The sequence below is a fragment of the Arthrobacter sp. MYb213 genome (assembly GCF_002979915.1).
In the GTDB taxonomy this organism is placed as follows: Bacteria; Actinomycetota; Actinomycetes; order Actinomycetales; family Micrococcaceae; genus Glutamicibacter.
This window is the reverse complement of record NZ_PCQA01000002.1, coordinates 97,960-115,499: the sequence shown is the minus strand read 5'-3', so window position 1 is coordinate 115,499 and position 17,540 is coordinate 97,960. Positions and strand designations below refer to the sequence as shown.

The window sequence follows — 17,540 nt, the reverse complement described above, 5'->3', positions numbered from 1 at the left end:
GATGGAAAAACTTACGATGGACAATGACGGATTTGACGTTGCCGGGGTACGGTTTGCCTCTCGCCTGATCCTTGGCACCGGGGGAGCGACCTCGCTGGATATTTTAGAACACGCGCTCCGTGTCTCAGGTACGGAGCTGACCACGGTATCGATCAGGCACTTCGCCGCTGCTGGCTCCGGGTCCGTGTATGAACTTTTAGCACGTAATTCCGTGCGCCCACTGCCGAACACCGCCGGTTGTTTCACCGCGCGGGACGCGATACTGACCGCTCAGCTAGCGCGTGAAGCTCTAGAGACAAACTGGATCAAACTTGAAGTCATCGCCGACGAGCACACCCTCCTCCCGGACCCGATTGAACTATTTACCGCTGCAGAGGAACTAGTTAACGACGGATTCCAGGTTTTTGCCTACACCAATGACGATCCGGTCATGGCGATGAAATTAGAGCAGCTGGGTGTGGCCGCGGTGATGCCAGCTGGCGCCCCGATCGGTTCGGGCCTAGGGATCCTCAACCCACATAATATTTCCACTATTACCGCGCGAGCCTCGGTGCCGGTCATCTTAGATGCCGGGGTAGGTACCGCCTCGGATGCGGCCAAAGCCATGGAGCTGGGTTGTGACGCCGTACTGTTAGCCAGCGCGGTCACCCGAGCCAATAACGCGCCATTGATGGCCGCCGCCATGCGTGATGCCGTCCGTGCCGGTCGCGCGGCAAGGTTGGCCGGACGCATCGTGCAACGCGACCTTGCTCTGGCTTCCTCCCCAGATTCCGGGATGATGCAGGCGCTCGTCGGTGACTTCTCGTGAGCGCCGAACCGCGCCCAGCCCGAGAGCTAACCGCGGCGCAACTAGCTAGATATTCTCGACATCTGACTCTGCCGGGAGTGGGAATCCCCGGACAAAACCGTATCGCTAACGCCAAGGTCTTAATTATTGGCGCCGGGGGATTGGGTAGTCCTATTGCCAGTTATCTGATCGCAGCCGGGGTTAAACAGCTCAGCGTCATCGATCCGGATAGTGTGGAACTTTCAAATTTGCAACGCCAAATCTTGCACCGTGAACAGGACCAAGGTGCACTGAAAGTTGCGTCGGTGCAACGCCTCGCCCAGGAGCTCAACAGTGAGGTTACGGTGCACTGTCATGCCACATATTTGGCACCAGAAAACGCGGTGGAACTTTTTGCCGCACACGATGTGGTGATCGATGGCAGCGATAATTTTGTGACGCGCTACCTTTCCAGCGATGCCGCGGAAATTACCGGTACACCGTTGGTTTGGGGAACGATTTTCCAATTTTCGGGTCAGGTCTCGGTATTTGATCCACAATCCGGTCCGATGCTGCGCGATATCTTCCCGGAGATGCCAGAGGCTGATTCGGTACCGTCCTGTGCCGAAGGTGGGGTATTAGGTGCGCTGTGCGGAGTGGTCGGATCGTTGATGGCCACCGAAGCGCTAAAAACAATCACCAAAGTGGGAGAACCGTTAACCGGGAAACTGTGGCTCTACGACGCGCTCACCGCAGGCGTGCAGATTTTGAATTTTGGTCGCGACCCGCAACGTGAGCCGGTCCGAGAACTTGGTGATGATGAACCCCAGTCTTGCTCGGTGAATTTGTCGAGCGAGGAAATCGACGTGAGCGAAGTAGAAAAGTTGCGAGCCGAAGGCCAGCTAGTCTTGCTCGACGTGCGAGAACCCTGGGAACGTGCCCTGGCAACTATTGAGGGCAGCATTCATCTACCCCTGGATCAATTGTCCGGTGACTCTTGGAAGCAATTTCATTGGGAGCAAGGAACCCGGGTGGTGACGGTTTGTAAAACTGGGCCACGCTCGGTTCGCGCCGCGCTCACGCTCAACGCGGCGAGACCAGCAATGCTTGCCCCGGTGCTCAGCCTGCAAGGTGGAACGCTGCGCTGGTTAGCGCAGATTCGTGGTCAGGTCGTGAACTACTAGGTCGTGCTGACATACTGAAGCTATGGAGTCAACCAAAAAGTTACTGATCAGAGAGCTATCACAAGGCGATGAACAGCAAGCAATTGCCGCTCATCACGCGTTGCTCGACGATGATTTTGATTTTCTCCCCACTTGGTCAGCCCGGCAAAACTGGAGCGGCTACGTACAGCGCATGAGCGAAGGACGTAGTGGCGAATTCATCCCCGAGGGGTGGGTGCGCAGCGGTTTATTCGTCGGGGTGTACGAAGGAAAGCTCGTAGGACGTATCTCGGTGCGTTACGAGCTCAACGATTTTCTGAGCGAGGTCAGCGGACACCTGGGGTATGCGGTGGTCCCGGAATATCGTGGCCAAGGCTTCGCTACACAATTGTGCGAATTTGCGCTAGAAGAGCTCAAATTCCACGGTGTGCGCTCGGCTTTGGTAACCTGTGATGAGCAGAACGTTGCTTCAGAGGCAACGATCATCGCCTGCGGCGGACAAGCCGATGAAAATCGCCCCACGGTGCATGAAACCGGGGGAAACACCAAACTGCGTTATTGGATTTCAACGGCGCGCTATTAGCCGTTAATGAAGCTATTTCTGTATGTTCCACCACAGATAAACGATGTACTTGTCCGAAGCGCGTAAAATAGTATGTTGGGTCGACTGTGGCCCCGCCTCCGAGACCCTAAATTCTCTACACGAAGTGAGCCTTCCCGTATGTCAGATACAACTCTCATCCGTCGCGACGACCTGCGCAACGTAGCTATCGTTGCGCACGTTGACCACGGCAAGACCACCATGGTCAACGCAATGCTCCAGCAGACTGGTGCATTCGAAAGCCACGGTGAAACCGAAGATCGCGTGATGGACTCCGGCGAGTTGGAACGCGAGAAGGGCATCACCATTCTTGCTAAGAACACCACCGTGTTCTACAGCGGCCCAGCTGCCGAAGGCAAGAACATGACCATGAACATCATCGATACCCCGGGTCACGCTGACTTCGGTGGCGAGGTCGAGCGCGGCCTGTCCATGGTTGATGGTGTGGTTCTGCTTGTCGACGCCTCCGAAGGCCCGCTGCCACAGACCCGTTTCGTGCTGCGTAAGGCACTGAGCGCCGATCTGCCTGTCATCATCGTGGTCAACAAGACCGACCGTCCCGACTCCCGCATCGATGGCGTCATCTCTGACTCCATGGACCTGCTGCTCGGACTGGCCTCGGACTTGGCCGACGAAGCTCCAGATCTGGATCTAGACAAGGTCTTGAACGTCCCGATCGTCTTCGCTTCCGGCAAGGCCGGTTACGCTTCGATGACTCAGCCAGCCGATGGCACCTTGCCAGACAACGAAGATCTTGAGCCACTGTTCGAGACCATCATCAAGCACGTGCCAGCCCCGACTTACACCGAAGGTGAAGTTCTTCAGGCCCACGTGACCAACCTTGACGCCTCGCCATTCCTTGGCCGTCTGGCACTGCTGCGTATCTTCAACGGCACGCTGCGCAAGGGCCAGCAGGTTAACTGGGCCCGCCAGGATGGCACCATGAAGCAGGTCAAGATCACCGAACTGCTAGCCACCAAGGGTCTGACCCGTGTTCCAGCCGAATCGGCCGGACCGGGCGAGATCGTTGCAGTTGCAGGTATCGAAGACATCATGATCGGTGAGACCCTCACCGACCTTGAGAACCCGAAGCCACTGCCACTGATCACCGTTGATCCACCAGCGATCTCGATGACCATTGGTATCAACACCTCGCCGCTGGCCGGCAAGGTCAAGGGCGCCAAGGTCACCGCTCGTCAGGTGAAGGATCGCCTGGACAAGGAACTGATCGGTAACGTTTCGCTGAGCATCTTGCCAACCGAGCGTCCCGACGCTTGGGAAGTACAGGGTCGTGGCGAATTGGCTCTGGCCATCCTCGTGGAGCAGATGCGACGCGAAGGCTTCGAGCTGACCGTTGGCAAGCCACAGGTTGTCACCAAGGTTGTTGACGGCAAGGTTCATGAGCCAATGGAGCACATGACCATCGACGTGCCAGAAGAATACCTGGGCGCAATCACCCAGCTGATGGCTTCACGCAAGGGCCGGATGACCAATATGGCCAACCACGGTACCGGCTGGGTTCGTATGGAATTCATCGTTCCTGCTCGTGGCCTAATCGGTTTCCGTACCCGCTTCATGACCGAAACCCGCGGCGCTGGTATCGCAGCATCGCTGGCCGAAGGTTACGAGCCATGGGCCGGTCCAATCGAATACCGTATCAACGGTTCGATCGTGGCTGACCGCTCCGGCGTTGTCACCCCGTTCGCGATGATCAAGCTTCAGGAACGCATGAACTTCTTCGTGCAGCCTACCTCCGAGGTTTACGAGGGCATGATCGTTGGCGAGAACTCGCGCGCCGATGACATGGACGTGAACATTACCAAGGAAAAGCAGCTCACCAACATGCGTGCAGCTTCCTCGGATAGCTTCGAGAACATGACCCCACCACGTAACCTGACTCTTGAAGAGTCCCTCGAATTCGCTCGCGAAGACGAGTGCGTTGAGGTCACCCCGGATGCCGTGCGTATCCGTAAGGTTCTGTTGAACGCTAGCGATCGTGCCAAGGCAACTCGTGCGCGAGCAAAGAGCTAACCAGCCGCTTACCGTCGGCAGTAACCTCAGCGCGCTAGTGCGCGGTCTGGTTGCTGCCGTGGTTTCCGGTTTACTGGGCACCGCCATCCATGCCTCGCTGAGCTATGCAGGGAATATCCCGCTAGTTTGGGGAGTGCTGGTGGCTTGGCTGTTATTGGGCTTACTGGTGTACTGGTCGGTGGTTGCCTCGGGCAAACTCTGGGCCGGCGCGGTGGGCTTTATCGGCTGCTACCTGGTTGTCGGGTCGATTTCCTATTTTGGAAACGACACGATGATTTTGCCGCTGCAGTACCTGCAATATCTACCCGGTCCGACCATCGCCTCGCTGTTATGGATGTATGGCATGATCGTACCCGCGGTGATCTCGCTATTTATGGCATTGCGCGTACTTCGCAAACGTCAGCGTTAACCAAGAAAAACCCCAGCATTGCTGGGGTTTTTCTTGGTTAAAACGCTTATTTGTTGCCGGTGACATCTAAGTGGTGGGCGAGGAACAACGAGGTTGCTACGCCCCCAGGTTCCGCTTCACGCATTGCGTAGTCTTCGATAATTTCTCGAATACGGCCGAGCATTTCTTTTTGTGTCTCTTCGGTAAGTTTTAGACCCACACGAATGACCTGAATTTCTTGTGGCTCAAGTCCATCGATTTCCTGCAGGAAGGTATCTACCAGCAGGGGAGCGGCGTCCGGAATTCGGGTGCCCCAGGACTGCCGTGTGCTACGGTACGGCACTTCCTTGGCTCCGCGGTTACCTCGGCGGGGCTCTTCCGCAGCAAGGAAACCGCTGCCCACTAGGGTGCGTACGTGGTGCAATGAAGTCGCTGGATTTAGCTCGAGAATGTCGGCTATTTCCTTATTGGTGCGGGACTCATGCAGGCATAAGCGCAGAATTCTAAGCCGCAATGGTGAGCTTAATGCTCGTGCGCGGGCTTGGACTAGATCGTCTGTCGGCATATTGCCAGCATACGCGAAAATTAGCTAGTGATTGGTATTTTCAAATCGCAAGTCGTTTTCTACACCGTTCAGCGAACTACTTCAGCGTTGGCGGTCGTGAGCGTCGTACCGGTGGCGGTGGGACTCGTTTGGCGTGCGTAATAGCCTGACGGGCAACGTCCAGCGCGCCACGCTTGGTATTGATGGACACGGTGTCAGCGGTGACCGCGAGGACCTCTCCGAGGGCATCGCTACTGATCTCGTTTCCGGTCACTGGGGATGTCTGCGCCAGACGATAACGCACCACGATGCGGTCGCCGGGGTTAAGATCTTCAAATTTGAGCATATTTTCCGTCATCTAAGTGCACAAGAATTCATCTTCGTTAACCTTGGGCGAAATGTGAATCGTCGATTACGTCACAGGGTGGGTGTGCGAGATCGCTTGTTTGGGTATCAGGACTAGACTGTAGCTAGAGCTTATTGCGGATTCAACGACCAGAGGTTAAATCCGTGAAACTGAAGTGAAATCTTAGAATTTGCGCTAGGAAAGGTCTCAGTACCCGTGACTTACATCATCGCCCAACCGTGCGTCGACCTTAAAGATAAGGCCTGCGTCGAAGAGTGCCCGGTGGATTGCATTTATGAAGGCGAGCGCTCCTTATATATTCACCCCGACGAGTGCGTCGATTGTGGTGCGTGCGAACCGGTCTGCCCGGTGGAAGCGATCTATTACGAAGACGATGTGCCTGATCAGTGGGCCGACTATTACAAGGCAAACGTCGACTTTTTCGACGAACTTGGTTCCCCGGGCGGCGCCGCTAAAATTGGAAATACAGGAACTGATCACCCGCTGATCAGTGCTCTGCCACCTCAGAATCAAGACTAGGTTTCCGCATATATGCTTGAGCTCCCCGATTACCCCTGGAACCAGTTAGCGCCATACCGTGAACTGGCGGCCAAACACCAAGATGGTGTGGTCGACCTTTCTATCGGTACTCCCGTTGACGACACGCCACAGGTTATTCAAGAGGCTCTCGCGCAGGCTGCAAACTCTCACGGCTACCCGACCACTCATGGGACACCAGACGTACGTCAGGCCATTGTCGATTGGTATGCACGCCGTCGTCAGGTCACGGGGCTGAGCATCGATGATGTCATGCCAACCGTTGGTTCTAAAGAGATGGTCGCCTGGCTTCCGTTACTTCTTGGCATGGGTCCACAGGACATCTTGGTTCGCCCTTCGATCGCTTACCCGACCTATGACATTGGTGCGAAATTGGTCGGTGCGACCGCTATCGCTACCGATGATCTCAATGAGCTCAACGATGAAGAACGTGCGCGGGTCAAACTGGTGTGGGTGAATTCCCCGGGTAACCCCACCGGTAAGGTGCGTGACCTCGAATCGTTACGCCAACTTGTATTCCAAGCGCGTGAACTTGGCGCGGTAGTCGCCTCCGATGAGTGTTACGCAGAACTTGGCTGGGATGAATACGAAGGCGCAGTACCTAGCGTTTTAGATCCCCGTGTTAACGACGGAAATTTGGATAATCTCCTTTCGCTCTACTCCTTGTCTAAGCAGTCAAACCTTGCAGGGTACCGCGCCGCTTTTGTCGCCGGTGCCCCTAATCTGATGCCGACTTTGGTTAACAGTCGCAAGCACGCGGGAATGATTGTTCCGGGCCCAATTCAGCATGCGATGGTTGTTGCCTTGGGCGATGATGAGCATGTCGTAGCACAGCGGGAGATATACCGGGCGCGCCGTGAAATGCTGCGTCCGGCACTCGAAAACTTTGGCTTGACCATCGAAGACTCGGTGGCAGGTTTATACCTATGGTGCACGGAAGGACAGTCCAGTTGGCAGACGCTACAGCGTTTGGCTGAAATTGGAATTGTTGCCGGCCCAGGTGCTTTCTACGGAACTGCCGGAGAACTACACGTACGTGTAGCGCTGACCGGTTCCGATGAACGGATAGCCGCAGCAGTTGAGCGGTTAAACTCTTCCGCCAATCGGTGAAGATGACAGTTGAATTAGCGTGAATGGGTCAATTAGCGGTATGTTCTACCGTGACGACTGACCTTTCGGAACTAAAGCCTTTCCGGTTAGGAGATGCAATGACAGATACTAAATCTGCACAGCTACAATTTGGTGATTCCAGCCTAGAGCTACCGGTTATCCCGGCTGCCGAGGGCAATGATGGTTTTAACGTAGCGCCACTATTGAAGACCACCGGGAACGTAACCTACGACCCGGGCTTCATGAATACCGCGGCCACGAAGTCCGCGATTACCTACATCGACGGCGACGCAGGCATCCTGCGTTACCGCGGTTACCCAATCGAACAGCTTGCCGCGCACTCGAGCTTCACCGAAGTCAGCTACCTGCTGATCAACGGCGAGCTGCCTACCGCCGATCAGCTAGAAACCTTCGACGGATCCCTGCGCCGCCACACGCTGCTGCACGAGGAACTCAAGGGCTTCTTCGGCGGATTCCCACGCGATGCGCACCCGATGCCGGTACTTTCCTCGGCCGTCTCGGCGCTGTCGACCTGGTACCAGGATTCTTTGGATCCAAAGGACGACGCACAGGTTGAGCGTTCAACCTTGCGTCTATTGGCAAAGTTGCCAGTTCTTGCCGCTTACGCGCACAAGAAGTCCATCGGACAGGCACTGCTGTACCCAGATAACTCGATGAACATGGTCGAGAACTTCCTGCGCCTGTGCTTCGGCACCGCAGCGGAGCCATACGTTCCGGATCCAGATGTGGTCAAGGCTCTTGACCTGCTACTGATCTTGCACGCAGACCACGAGCAGAACTGCTCGACCTCCACCGTGCGCCTGGTTGGCTCTTCGGAAGCTAACATGTTCGCTTCCGTTTCGGCTGGTATCCACGCACTGTCCGGTCCTGCCCACGGCGGCGCCAACGAGGCTGTGTTGAAGATGCTGCGCGAGATCCAGTCCTCGGGTATTTCTCCAGAAGACTTCATGGAGAAGGTCAAGAACAAGGAAGACGGCGTACGCCTGATGGGCTTCGGCCACCGCGTGTACAAGAACTACGATCCACGTGCAAAGATCATCAAGCAGACCGCTCACGACTTGCTGGCTAAGCAGGGCAAGAATGAGTTGCTTGATATCGCTATGAAGCTGGAAGAGACTGCGCTTAACGACGAGTACTTCATCTCGCGTAAGCTCTACCCGAACGTCGACTTCTACACCGGCCTGATCTATACCGCGATGGGCTTTCCGGAGAAGATGTTCACCGTCCTCTTCGCTATCGGTCGCCTGCCGGGCTGGATTGCCCAGTGGCGCGAAATGATCAAGGACCCAGAACTTAAGATTGGCCGTCCACGTCAGTTGTACATGGGCGAGACCGAGCGTAACTACCCAGGCGTCTAAGCCTAAAATAGTTCGCATAACTGGTTCAAAAACGGCCGGGCAAGCACTAAGGTGTTTGCCCGGCCGTTTCCTGTTTTAACACCGAGTATCGGCGTATCCTAGGGAACAGAGCACATTGTTGCTTGGATGAGTCAGGTGGTGCGCGTGTATTATCGTCGTGGCAATAATTGGTCTTTGGCCATAAATACCAATCCAAATATGCTGTTGGCTCTCTACCTTCGCGACTTGGGTGGAATAGATCCTTCGGAAGTGGGACCAAACTCCGCTCTGGCCCCAGCAGTAAAAGCCCGTGGTCAACGTCAGGTGGCTCCGGGACAGATTAAACAAGAATGGTCCTCGTGGTGGGATTCGCTGATTACCCGCGAACCAACCACTGACACCGATCCAATGGATTTGCTCGCGGACCTCGGCGCCGGCTGCTATCCGGAACTAGCTAAGCTGGCCCATGCTCACTATGGTCAAGCAACTATGTTCGCCCATCAGCATCGCGAGAAGTTTAGCGAACAGTCAAAGGACTACATTCCTGCGCGCATGGATGAGGTGGAACGAATCCTCATCGACCACGGGGTAGAGCACGCCCAAGATGTGAAAGAAACTCAAATTCATGTCATCGATATTCCATTGACTGAGCCGCGTGCATGGCTTATTGGGGGAGCGACGATCGTTGCCAGTACCTCATTATTACGTGATGGGCGAGCTTTTCACGGATATATTCAGCCGATGGTGACCATCATCTTTCCCTGAAGCCTCTACAACAACGGCGAGGGGCACACCGTGGTGTGCCCCTCGCCGTTGAGTTCCGCTAAAAATTAGTTAGCATGCAATGCACTGTTTAGTTCCACGCGCTGACCGGCGCGAGGCAAAACCTCGACCGCGCCGCTGATCGAGTTACGACGGAAGAGCAGGTTAGGAACTCCGGACAGTTCCAGTGCCTTTACACTCTTGCCATCGAGCTGCACTCGCGTTCCGGCGGTGACATAAAGTCCGGCTTCAACCACACAATCATCACCAATGGAAATGCCTACGCCGGCATTGGCACCGAGCAGAACTCGCTCGCCAATGGTGATACGTTCTTTGCCGCCGCCGGAGAGCGTGCCCATGATGGAAGCGCCGCCACCAACATCGGAACCGTTACCGACAACTACCGAGGCCGAAATACGTCCTTCGACCATTGAGGTGCCTAAGGTGCCAGCGTTAAAGTTCACAAAACCTTCGTGCATCACGGTGGTGCCTTCGGCCAGATGCGCTCCGAGTCGCACACGATCCGCGTCGGCGATGCGTACACCCGACGGTAGGACGTAATCGACCATGCGCGGGAACTTATCCACGCCGTACACGTCCACGTTTCCACGCGTGCGCATTTTTAGACGTGTCATTTCGAATCCGGCGACCTGACATGGACCGAAGTTTGTCCACACCACATTTGCGAGGTGACCGAAGATCCCGTCAAGGTTGATGGTATTCGGGGCCACCAAACGGTGGGAGAGCAGGTGCAAACGTAGCCACACATCTGCAGTATCTGCCGGCGCCACATCAAGATCAATGGTGAGCGATATGACCTTCTGTGTGGTTCCACGTTGTGTGTCATCTATTGCTGCTGCTGCTAATTCACCGGATAGTTCGGGGGCTTGCGAAAGCACTCCGAGAACGGGAGCTGGGTACCAGACGTCCAAAACCGTGCCGTCAGTTGCGATAGTGGCCAGCCCATGGGCGGAAGCCAAACGTACCGATGAGTCAAAAGTTGCTGATGCGGGTTCAAAAGTCATGTTCTGATCGTAGCGTTTACACTGCGAGTAATGTTGATAAATGACAGCGGAACGAAATCAAAAAGTGACGAATGATGGGTATTGTGAGCGAACTTAATCTTCGAGAAGACGTCGCCAAGCTAACCGAACGAATCATGAACATTGAATCGGTTTCAGGGAATGAAAAAGCCCTCGCCGATCAGGTTTATGAGGCGCTACGCGGCATCAGCCATCTGGAGGTGCACCGCGATGGGGATTCCATCGTGGCACGCACCAATCTGGGCCGTGCCCAACGGGTGGTCTTAGCCGGTCATTTAGACACCGTTCCATTACCGCACGTGGCCGGAGCACGCGGCACAGTGCCGGCCACGGTCACCGACGGAGTTCTCTACGGGCGTGGGGCCACCGATATGAAAGGTGGCGTCGCAGTGCAGTTAGCTCTCGCGGCTGAACTGACTAACCCCCGCTTTGATGTGACCTATATTTTTTATGATCATGAAGAAGTGGCAGCAGAAAAATCCGGGCTGGGAAGATTGGCCCGTAACTCGGCGCAGCTATTGCATGCAGACTTTGCGATTCTCCTTGAGCCCACCAACGGAACGGTTGAGGGTGGTTGTAATGGTACGAGCCGCTTCTTGGTGCGAACTACTGGCGCCGCGGCTCACTCGGCACGCGCATGGATGGGGGAGAACGCCATCCATAAGGCCGCTCCGATTCTCTCTCGCTTGGCTTCTTATGAGCCCGCCACCGTGGACGTGGAGGGGCTTGCCTACCGTGAGTCGATGAACGCGGTACGCATTAGTGGGGGAATAGCTGGAAATGTGATTCCTGATTATTGTGAGGTCGAGGTCAACTACCGGTTTGCCCCTGATAAGAACTTGTCGGATGCGGAAGCCACTGTGCGGGCACTCTTTGAGGGCTTTGACGTAGAACGCACCGATGGGGCCGAAGGGGCCCGTCCGGGCCTTGACCAGCCTATTGCGGCCTCCCTAGTCCAGATTCTTGGACAAGAGCCCAAGCCAAAATACGGTTGGACCGACGTCTCACGATTCTCCGCCCTAGAGATCTCGGCGGTGAACTTCGGTCCAGGAGACGCATTATTGGCGCACACCGATGACGAGCATGTGAGCCAGCAAGCCATCCGTGATTGCCTGAACACTTTGCGACTCTGGCTGACCGAAGCCAACTGAACCCTAAAGCAACGAGCTTAAACCAAAATCGGCTGGTGTCCGCCCCAAGAGGGGCGGACACCAGCCGATTTGTTGTTACCTGCAGTTCCCTAGGCAATACCTCGGGAGCTAAGTCGACCTGAAACATAAGAGGCCAGCTTAGATAGTGCAAAGTTGAGAATAATGAAGATTGCCGCGGCAATCACCAACGACTGGAAGGTGTTCGAATTACCGGTACCGACCAGCTTGCTCATGAAGAGCAGCTCGTTGAAGTTGATGATGTAACCCAATGCTGAGTCTTTCAAGATCACGATGAACTGGCTAATCAATGCTGGAAGCATAGCCGTCAGAGCCTGCGGAATCTCAATGAAGCTCAGTGACTGCGTACGGGTCAGGCCGATAGCAATACCTGCTTCACGCTGCCCCTTAGGCAGACCGTGAACACCCGAACGAATTAGCTCGGCGACAACCGAACCGTTGTACAGGGTCAAACCAATAACCACCGCGAAGAACGGCGAATCTTGGGGCTGTACCCAGCCTGAATTGGCGAGCATGATCCACAAGAACAGCATCATCAGCAAGACCGGTACCGCACGGAAGAACTCAACGACGATCGTACTGATCCAGTTGAGGAACTTGTTATGTGAGAGCCGACCCATGCCGAAAATAAAACCAAAAATCAGCGAAGTAACGATAGAAATCGCTGCCGACTGAAGTGTCTTGATCAACCCAGGCAGGATGAAGTTGGTCCATACTGACCCGGTGGCAAATACATTCCACTTCTCTGGGGTCAGCTGACCAGCACCATACAACCCGTAGATCAGGTAGGCGATGAGACCTAAGAAGATCAACGCGCCGATGATGTTCAGAATGAGAATGCGACGTCTGGCTTTCGGCCCTGGCGCATCGAAGAGAACTGACTGAGTGCTCATCGCGCAACCGCCAACTTCTTAGAGAGCCAGGTAACTAACAGGCCGATGGGAACAACGATGACCACGAACATCAAAGCCACCGTGAGGAAGATCAGGAAGCCCTGATCCGCCCGGAACTCGATCATCGTTTTCATCAGACCCGAAATTTCGGCGACGGAGCCAGCCAAAGCCACGGTGGTGTTCTTGATCAGCGCGATCAATACGTTGCCCATCGGAACGATGGCACCGCGGAACGCCTGTGGCAGGATGACCAATTGAGCTGCCGGAAGGAAGCTCAGACCGATAGCGCGCGCGGCCTCAGCCTGACCTAACGGCACAGTGTTAACACCCGAGCGAATTGCTTCGCAGAAGAATGCGGCGTGATAAATGCTCAACCCGATGATGGCAATCTGGAAGAAGTTCAGATTGAAGTCGCTGCTGATTTGCAGTTTGAATACGCCGAAGAGCACCAAGACGCCGAATGCCATGATGATTGTCAGCGGAGTATTACGGAAGATATTGACATAGGCGGTACCAAAGGCACGCAGGCTGGGGATCGGGCTGATGCGCATAATGGCAAGCAGCGTACCCAGTACTAGCGAGATCAGGAACGCCCAAAAGGTGAGCTGCAGGTTAGCCCAGAAGGACTCCATAATGCGCGCACCATATTCATCCCAAAGACTTAAGTAGCCTTCCACGGCTTGTTCTCCTTGGTAGAAGGTATGGGTCTAAACCATTGGTGCCGCGCCTGGCGTTGGCCAGAACGCGGCACCTGGTCATGAAATGACTGCCTTAGCTTTATGCGCAGGCTTCAAATTCCTTAGGTGGGTTCAGATCCGATGGAACGTATCCGGTACCCTCGGTGTTCTTGTCCAACGACTTCTTCCAGTCACCGGAATCGATCATCTTCTGGATTGCGGTGTTGATGTCTGCGCACTTCTCGCTGGTCTTGTTTAGACCAACACCGTAAGGCTCTTCGGAGAATGGCTTGCCAACAACCTTGAACTTGCCCTTGTTAGCTTCGGTAGCTGCCAGGCCTGCAAGGATGATGTCATCGGTGGTGATCGCGTCAACGCCGCCGGTCTCCAACAGACCCAAGCAGTCTGCGTAGCCCTGCTGCTCGACCAGGTTCACGCCAGTGATGTCCTTCTTGACGTTCTCAGCCGAGGTTGAGCCGGTGACCGAGCACAGGTTCTTGCCGTCAAGCGAATCCTTGCCGGTGATTGAGCTTTCGTCGGCGCGAACCAACAGGTCCTGGCCGGCGATGAAGTATGGTCCGGCGAAGCCAACGCGTTCCTTGCGGGAATCGTTGATGGTGTAGGTCGCGAAGATCATGTCAACCTGGTTGGTTTCCAACAGGGTCTCGCGGTTTGCCGAAGGAGCCGAAACGAATTCGATCTTATCTTCGGAGTATCCCAATTCGTTGGCGACGTACTTGGCGACATCAACGTCGAATCCGGTGTACTTGTCGCCATCCTTGAAGCCCAGGCCTGGCTGGTCAAACTTAATGCCAATACGGACCTTGTCGCCCGCCTCGTCACTACCGGCGTCAGAGCCGCCACATGAAGTGAGAGCCAAAGCTGCGACGGCAGCCATTGCGGCGATTGCGCCTAAACGATTCTTACGCATGATTCCTCCTGAATACAGAATGCGGTGATGGAATTTAGTGGTTGGTAATGAGCTTGCCCAAGAAATCCTTGGCGCGCGCACTTTTCGGGTTGGTGAAGAACTCATCTGGAGTGGCCTGCTCGACGATCTGGCCGTCGGCCATGAAGATCACGCGGTCCGCAGCCTTGCGAGCGAAGCCCATCTCGTGGGTCACCACCAGCATGGTCATGCCTTCCTTGGCTAGACCAACCATGGTGTCGAGCACCTCGTTGATCATCTCCGGGTCCAGCGCACTGGTCGGTTCGTCAAAAAGCATGACCTTTGGACGCATTGCCAGCGCACGGGCAATAGCCACACGCTGCTGCTGACCGCCGGAAAGCTGAGCAGGAAGTTTGCCAGCCTGGTTGGCGACACCAACGCGTTCCAGCAGCTTCATCGCAACCTTGTCAGCCTCAGCTTTTTTCATGCCCTTGACCTTGATTGGGCCAAGAGTGACGTTCTCCAAGATGGTCTTGTGCGCAAAGAGGTTGAAGGACTGGAAGACCATTCCTACATCGGCGCGTAGCATTGCTAGCGCCTTACCTTCTTCGGGCAATACCTTGCCATCAATGGTGATGGTTCCATCATCGATTGTTTCCAGTCGGTTGATGGCGCGACACAGCGTCGACTTACCCGAACCGGATGGTCCGAGGATGACGACGACTTCGCCCTTGGTGACCTGAAGGTTGATGTCGTTCAGAACATGTAGTGCCCCATAATGCTTGTTGACCCCACGTAGTTCTACGATGGGGCCGTCAGAAGAAGCTTGAGTCTGATGATCGCTTTTCATAATCTAGACATTACTTCATGTGACGCACATAATGCGAGGTCACGACTAGCTCACAAAAAGTTGTTATCAAACTGTTCTTTAAACGTGCGTCTCTAGATGGGCCAGATCTCGGGGTGATACGGATAGAGTGAGGTCATGGACCATAAGCGGAAGAGTGAAGAAAATGCCCGGGCGGGGCGCAAGGTCCACGTTGAAGCGAGCTGGCCAAATAAACAGCCCGACGAGCAACTGGACCACTACCTGCTGGAGAGCCCGCAAGAAGATGTGACGCACAGTGACGTCTGGCGCGTTCTACGTATCCAATCCGAATTTGTTTCAGGTTTTGGCTCGCTGGCTGGTCTTGGACCGGCGGTGTCCGTCTTCGGATCGGCACGCACCGAGCCCGAAAGTATCTATTACAAGCAGGCTTACCATATTGGACAACGACTGGCTCAAGCAGGCGCCATCACCATTACCGGCGGTGGCCCCGGAGCGATGGAAGCTGCCAACAAGGGTGCCAGTGAAGCTGGTGGAACTTCCGTAGGGCTGGGCATTGAATTGCCTTTTGAGACCGGACTGAACGCCTGGGTCAATCGAGGCATCAACTTCCGGTACTTCTTTGTGCGCAAAACAATGTTCGTTAAGTACTCGCAGGGCTTCATTGTCCTGCCCGGTGGTTTCGGAACACTGGATGAACTTTTCGAAGCACTGACACTGGTGCAAACGCAGAAAATTACTGGGTTCCCCATCGTTCTCGTTGGCACCGAATACTGGGGCGGCCTCGTCGGGTGGCTTACCGACGTTGTCGCCAAAGAGCGCGCCATTTCACCCAAAGATTTAGATCTATTCCACCTCACCGACGATCCCGATGAGGCAGTAGACATTGTGTTGCGTAACATGGTTAAGGACAAAGAAAAGAAGTCAGCGAGCCGGAGTTAGTTATGCCATTTTTTCTCATTGCACTAGCAATCTTGTGCGTTGGCGGCGTGGCCTTGCTGATTTCTAGTCAGCGAAGGTCCACCCCGGCAGGTCGTCACTTTGAATCAATTGATGAACCTATCGTTGGGCTAGTAGAGCATGAGGCATCTTTGCCTCCGGTGTTGTTGCCGGAGCATCCGCGAGCCAACGATATAAATGCGGTGAAGTTTTCTCTCGGGTTCCGAGGCTATCGCTGTGATCAGGTTGATGACACCCTGGATGTCCTCTCGGCTGAGATTTCCCGGTTAGAAAATACAATTCGTGACATGGAGTCACGGCGTGTGATTAGCGACACGACGCAAAATTAGCAATAATAGAAGATAAGTGTCCCTTATCAGCGACGAATCATCGCAGAAGGTGGACTTAGACATTGGGTTGTGCGCAAAGCAAATACATGTTGCGCGCGTTAGCCACGGACGAAGGGAACAGCTCATATGGCTGCGATGAAGCCACGTACCGGTGACGGGCCGATGGAAGTAACTAAAGAGGGCCGAAGCCTGATCTTACGGTTGCCAATCGATGGCGGCGGGCGTCTAGTAGTGGAGCTGAATAGTGCAGAAGCTGCAGAACTGCGTAACTGTCTAGTTGGGGTCACTGAATAAAACTTAAATAGCTAAGGACCGGTTCAATGACCGGTCCTTAGCTATTTCCCGTTAACGGGTTTTGGATGTTATCTACCGCGCTTGTTGTCCGGCAATCACCGTAGCGACGAATAAGCCCTGTTCGCTCGGGAAGAGATGAGTTTGGAGTTTCGGATCTTCGCGAAGCAAACGAAGCGCGTCGCGGGTAGCGACGGTTGACGCGCGCCTTACCGCTGGGCGAGCCAACCGGTGCTCATCAAAGGCATTGTTCACGATAATAACGCCGTTGGCTCCCACCAGGCGCTTAGCTTCGGCCACATAATCCAAGAGGTTTTCGGCACTAGCGTCGATGAGTACCAAATCATAGGCGTGGTCAGCGAGTCTGGAGAGCACATTCTCAGCGCGTTCGTTGATGATGCGGACGCGTGCTGAGAGGATGCCTGCATCGCGCAAACCCTGGCGCATCGCATTAGCATGTTCCAGATCAGATTCGATGGCTGTTAGCGTCCCGGTGGCGCCCATGGCTTCAAGCATGGCCATCGAGGCTACACCGACACCCGAACCGATCTCCACGATGCTGTGTGGGGCGCGCAGCGTGCATAACAACGTAAGCATGGACCGACCTGCCGGGTCGATGCAACCAACTCCAAGATCCGCGGCACGTTCGCGGGCCGCGAGTACATGATCGCGCTCAAGAAGCTGGTTCTGGCTGTAGCCCCAGCTAGCGAGGAGTTCGGGATTCATCGATGGCATGAGTGTGTGGTCCTTGTAGGTTGAGTGTAGATTGCTCCGGGAACCATCGTACCTACCTTGAGCGGTGCGTGTTGGCCGAATTGCTGGCCTGCGCGCAGGGG

21 protein-coding genes are annotated in these 17,540 nt (G+C 55.1%); 13 read left to right on the top strand and 8 right to left on the bottom strand.

Annotated elements, in window-relative coordinates; translation table 11 throughout:
• Position 1 precedes the first annotated feature (1 nt).
• From CQ011_RS04835 to CQ011_RS04815, 5 genes are all read left to right on the top strand, one after another.
• Entirely contained in the window at positions 2-808 is an 807-nt protein-coding gene (locus CQ011_RS04835) for a thiazole synthase (protein WP_286161093.1), read from the top strand.
• Complete coding sequence (locus tag CQ011_RS04830) at positions 805-1,950, top strand: ThiF family adenylyltransferase (protein WP_105675238.1); 1,146 nt, start codon at positions 805-807, stop codon at positions 1,948-1,950. Before CQ011_RS04835 ends, CQ011_RS04830 begins: the two co-directional genes overlap by 4 nt.
• Positions 1,951-1,972: 22 nt before the next feature.
• On the top strand, positions 1,973-2,512 hold the full coding sequence (locus CQ011_RS04825; RefSeq protein WP_105675236.1) for a GNAT family N-acetyltransferase: 540 nt from the start codon (positions 1,973-1,975) through the stop codon (positions 2,510-2,512).
• Between the two features lie 138 nt (positions 2,513-2,650).
• Positions 2,651-4,561: a translational GTPase TypA gene (gene typA / locus CQ011_RS04820; protein WP_105675234.1), complete on the top strand. Its 1,911-nt coding sequence runs from the start codon at positions 2,651-2,653 to the stop codon at positions 4,559-4,561.
• Complete coding sequence (locus tag CQ011_RS04815; RefSeq protein WP_105675232.1) at positions 4,542-4,970, top strand: hypothetical protein; 429 nt, start codon at positions 4,542-4,544, stop codon at positions 4,968-4,970. Before typA ends, CQ011_RS04815 begins: the two co-directional genes overlap by 20 nt.
• Positions 4,971-5,016: 46 nt before the next feature.
• Here CQ011_RS04815 and CQ011_RS04810 read toward each other — a convergent pair whose 3' ends face one another.
• Positions 5,017-5,514, bottom strand: coding sequence for a helix-turn-helix domain-containing protein (locus CQ011_RS04810; RefSeq protein WP_105675230.1), 498 nt, complete (start codon positions 5,512-5,514; stop codon positions 5,017-5,019).
• Positions 5,515-5,590: 76 nt separating this feature from the next.
• Positions 5,591-5,839, bottom strand: a complete 249-nt coding sequence (locus CQ011_RS04805; protein WP_105675228.1) for a hypothetical protein — start codon at positions 5,837-5,839, stop codon at positions 5,591-5,593.
• A gap of 216 nt (positions 5,840-6,055) precedes the next feature.
• Here CQ011_RS04805 and fdxA point away from each other — a divergent pair, with 216 nt between their 5' ends.
• The 4 genes from fdxA to CQ011_RS04785 all read left to right on the top strand — a co-directional run bounded on the left by fdxA (position 6,056) and on the right by CQ011_RS04785 (position 9,630).
• On the top strand, positions 6,056-6,379 hold the full coding sequence (gene fdxA, locus CQ011_RS04800; protein WP_105675226.1) for a ferredoxin: 324 nt from the start codon (positions 6,056-6,058) through the stop codon (positions 6,377-6,379).
• Positions 6,380-6,391: 12 nt separating this feature from the next.
• Positions 6,392-7,507, top strand: coding sequence for a succinyldiaminopimelate transaminase (gene dapC, locus CQ011_RS04795; RefSeq protein ID WP_105675224.1), 1,116 nt, complete (start codon positions 6,392-6,394; stop codon positions 7,505-7,507).
• A gap of 98 nt (positions 7,508-7,605) precedes the next feature.
• The gene (locus CQ011_RS04790) at positions 7,606-8,886 is read left to right on the top strand and encodes a citrate synthase (RefSeq protein ID WP_105675222.1); all 1,281 of its coding nucleotides are present in this window, start codon (positions 7,606-7,608) and stop codon (positions 8,884-8,886) included.
• 126 nt (positions 8,887-9,012) lie between these two features.
• Positions 9,013-9,630: a hypothetical protein gene (locus CQ011_RS04785; protein ID WP_105675220.1), complete on the top strand. Its 618-nt coding sequence runs from the start codon at positions 9,013-9,015 to the stop codon at positions 9,628-9,630.
• Positions 9,631-9,695: 65 nt separating this feature from the next.
• Here CQ011_RS04785 and dapD read toward each other — a convergent pair whose 3' ends face one another.
• A complete protein-coding gene (gene dapD / locus CQ011_RS04780; protein ID WP_105675218.1) occupies positions 9,696-10,652 on the bottom strand; it encodes a 2,3,4,5-tetrahydropyridine-2,6-dicarboxylate N-succinyltransferase in 957 nt (318 codons plus the stop codon).
• A 74-nt stretch (positions 10,653-10,726) separates the two neighbouring features.
• Here dapD and dapE point away from each other — a divergent pair, with 74 nt between their 5' ends.
• Complete coding sequence (gene dapE / locus CQ011_RS04775) at positions 10,727-11,821, top strand: succinyl-diaminopimelate desuccinylase (RefSeq protein WP_286161092.1); 1,095 nt, start codon at positions 10,727-10,729, stop codon at positions 11,819-11,821.
• Positions 11,822-11,910: 89 nt separating this feature from the next.
• Here the strand turns inward: dapE and CQ011_RS04770 are convergent, their stop codons facing one another.
• From CQ011_RS04770 to CQ011_RS04755, 4 genes are all read right to left on the bottom strand, one after another.
• Entirely contained in the window at positions 11,911-12,732 is an 822-nt protein-coding gene (locus CQ011_RS04770) for an amino acid ABC transporter permease (RefSeq protein WP_105675214.1), read from the bottom strand.
• Entirely contained in the window at positions 12,729-13,409 is a 681-nt protein-coding gene (locus CQ011_RS04765; RefSeq protein WP_105675212.1) for an amino acid ABC transporter permease, read from the bottom strand. Before CQ011_RS04765 ends, CQ011_RS04770 begins: the two co-directional genes overlap by 4 nt.
• A gap of 100 nt (positions 13,410-13,509) precedes the next feature.
• Positions 13,510-14,340: a glutamate ABC transporter substrate-binding protein gene (locus tag CQ011_RS04760; RefSeq protein ID WP_105675210.1), complete on the bottom strand. Its 831-nt coding sequence runs from the start codon at positions 14,338-14,340 to the stop codon at positions 13,510-13,512.
• A gap of 34 nt (positions 14,341-14,374) precedes the next feature.
• On the bottom strand, positions 14,375-15,148 hold the full coding sequence (locus CQ011_RS04755) for an amino acid ABC transporter ATP-binding protein (protein ID WP_105675208.1): 774 nt from the start codon (positions 15,146-15,148) through the stop codon (positions 14,375-14,377).
• Between the two features lie 135 nt (positions 15,149-15,283).
• Between CQ011_RS04755 and CQ011_RS04750 the strand changes: the two genes are divergently transcribed.
• From CQ011_RS04750 to CQ011_RS04740, 3 genes are all read left to right on the top strand, one after another.
• Positions 15,284-16,066 (top strand): LOG family protein, encoded by a 783-nt coding sequence (locus CQ011_RS04750; RefSeq protein WP_105675206.1) that lies wholly within the window; start codon positions 15,284-15,286, stop codon positions 16,064-16,066.
• A 2-nt stretch (positions 16,067-16,068) separates the two neighbouring features.
• On the top strand, positions 16,069-16,413 hold the full coding sequence (locus CQ011_RS04745; RefSeq protein WP_105675204.1) for a DivIVA domain-containing protein: 345 nt from the start codon (positions 16,069-16,071) through the stop codon (positions 16,411-16,413).
• A gap of 126 nt (positions 16,414-16,539) precedes the next feature.
• Complete coding sequence (locus CQ011_RS04740; RefSeq protein ID WP_096255978.1) at positions 16,540-16,707, top strand: DUF3117 domain-containing protein; 168 nt, start codon at positions 16,540-16,542, stop codon at positions 16,705-16,707.
• A gap of 72 nt (positions 16,708-16,779) precedes the next feature.
• Here CQ011_RS04740 and CQ011_RS04735 read toward each other — a convergent pair whose 3' ends face one another.
• A complete protein-coding gene (locus CQ011_RS04735) occupies positions 16,780-17,439 on the bottom strand; it encodes an O-methyltransferase (protein WP_105675202.1) in 660 nt (219 codons plus the stop codon).
• Between the last annotated feature and the right edge of the window lie 101 nt (positions 17,440-17,540).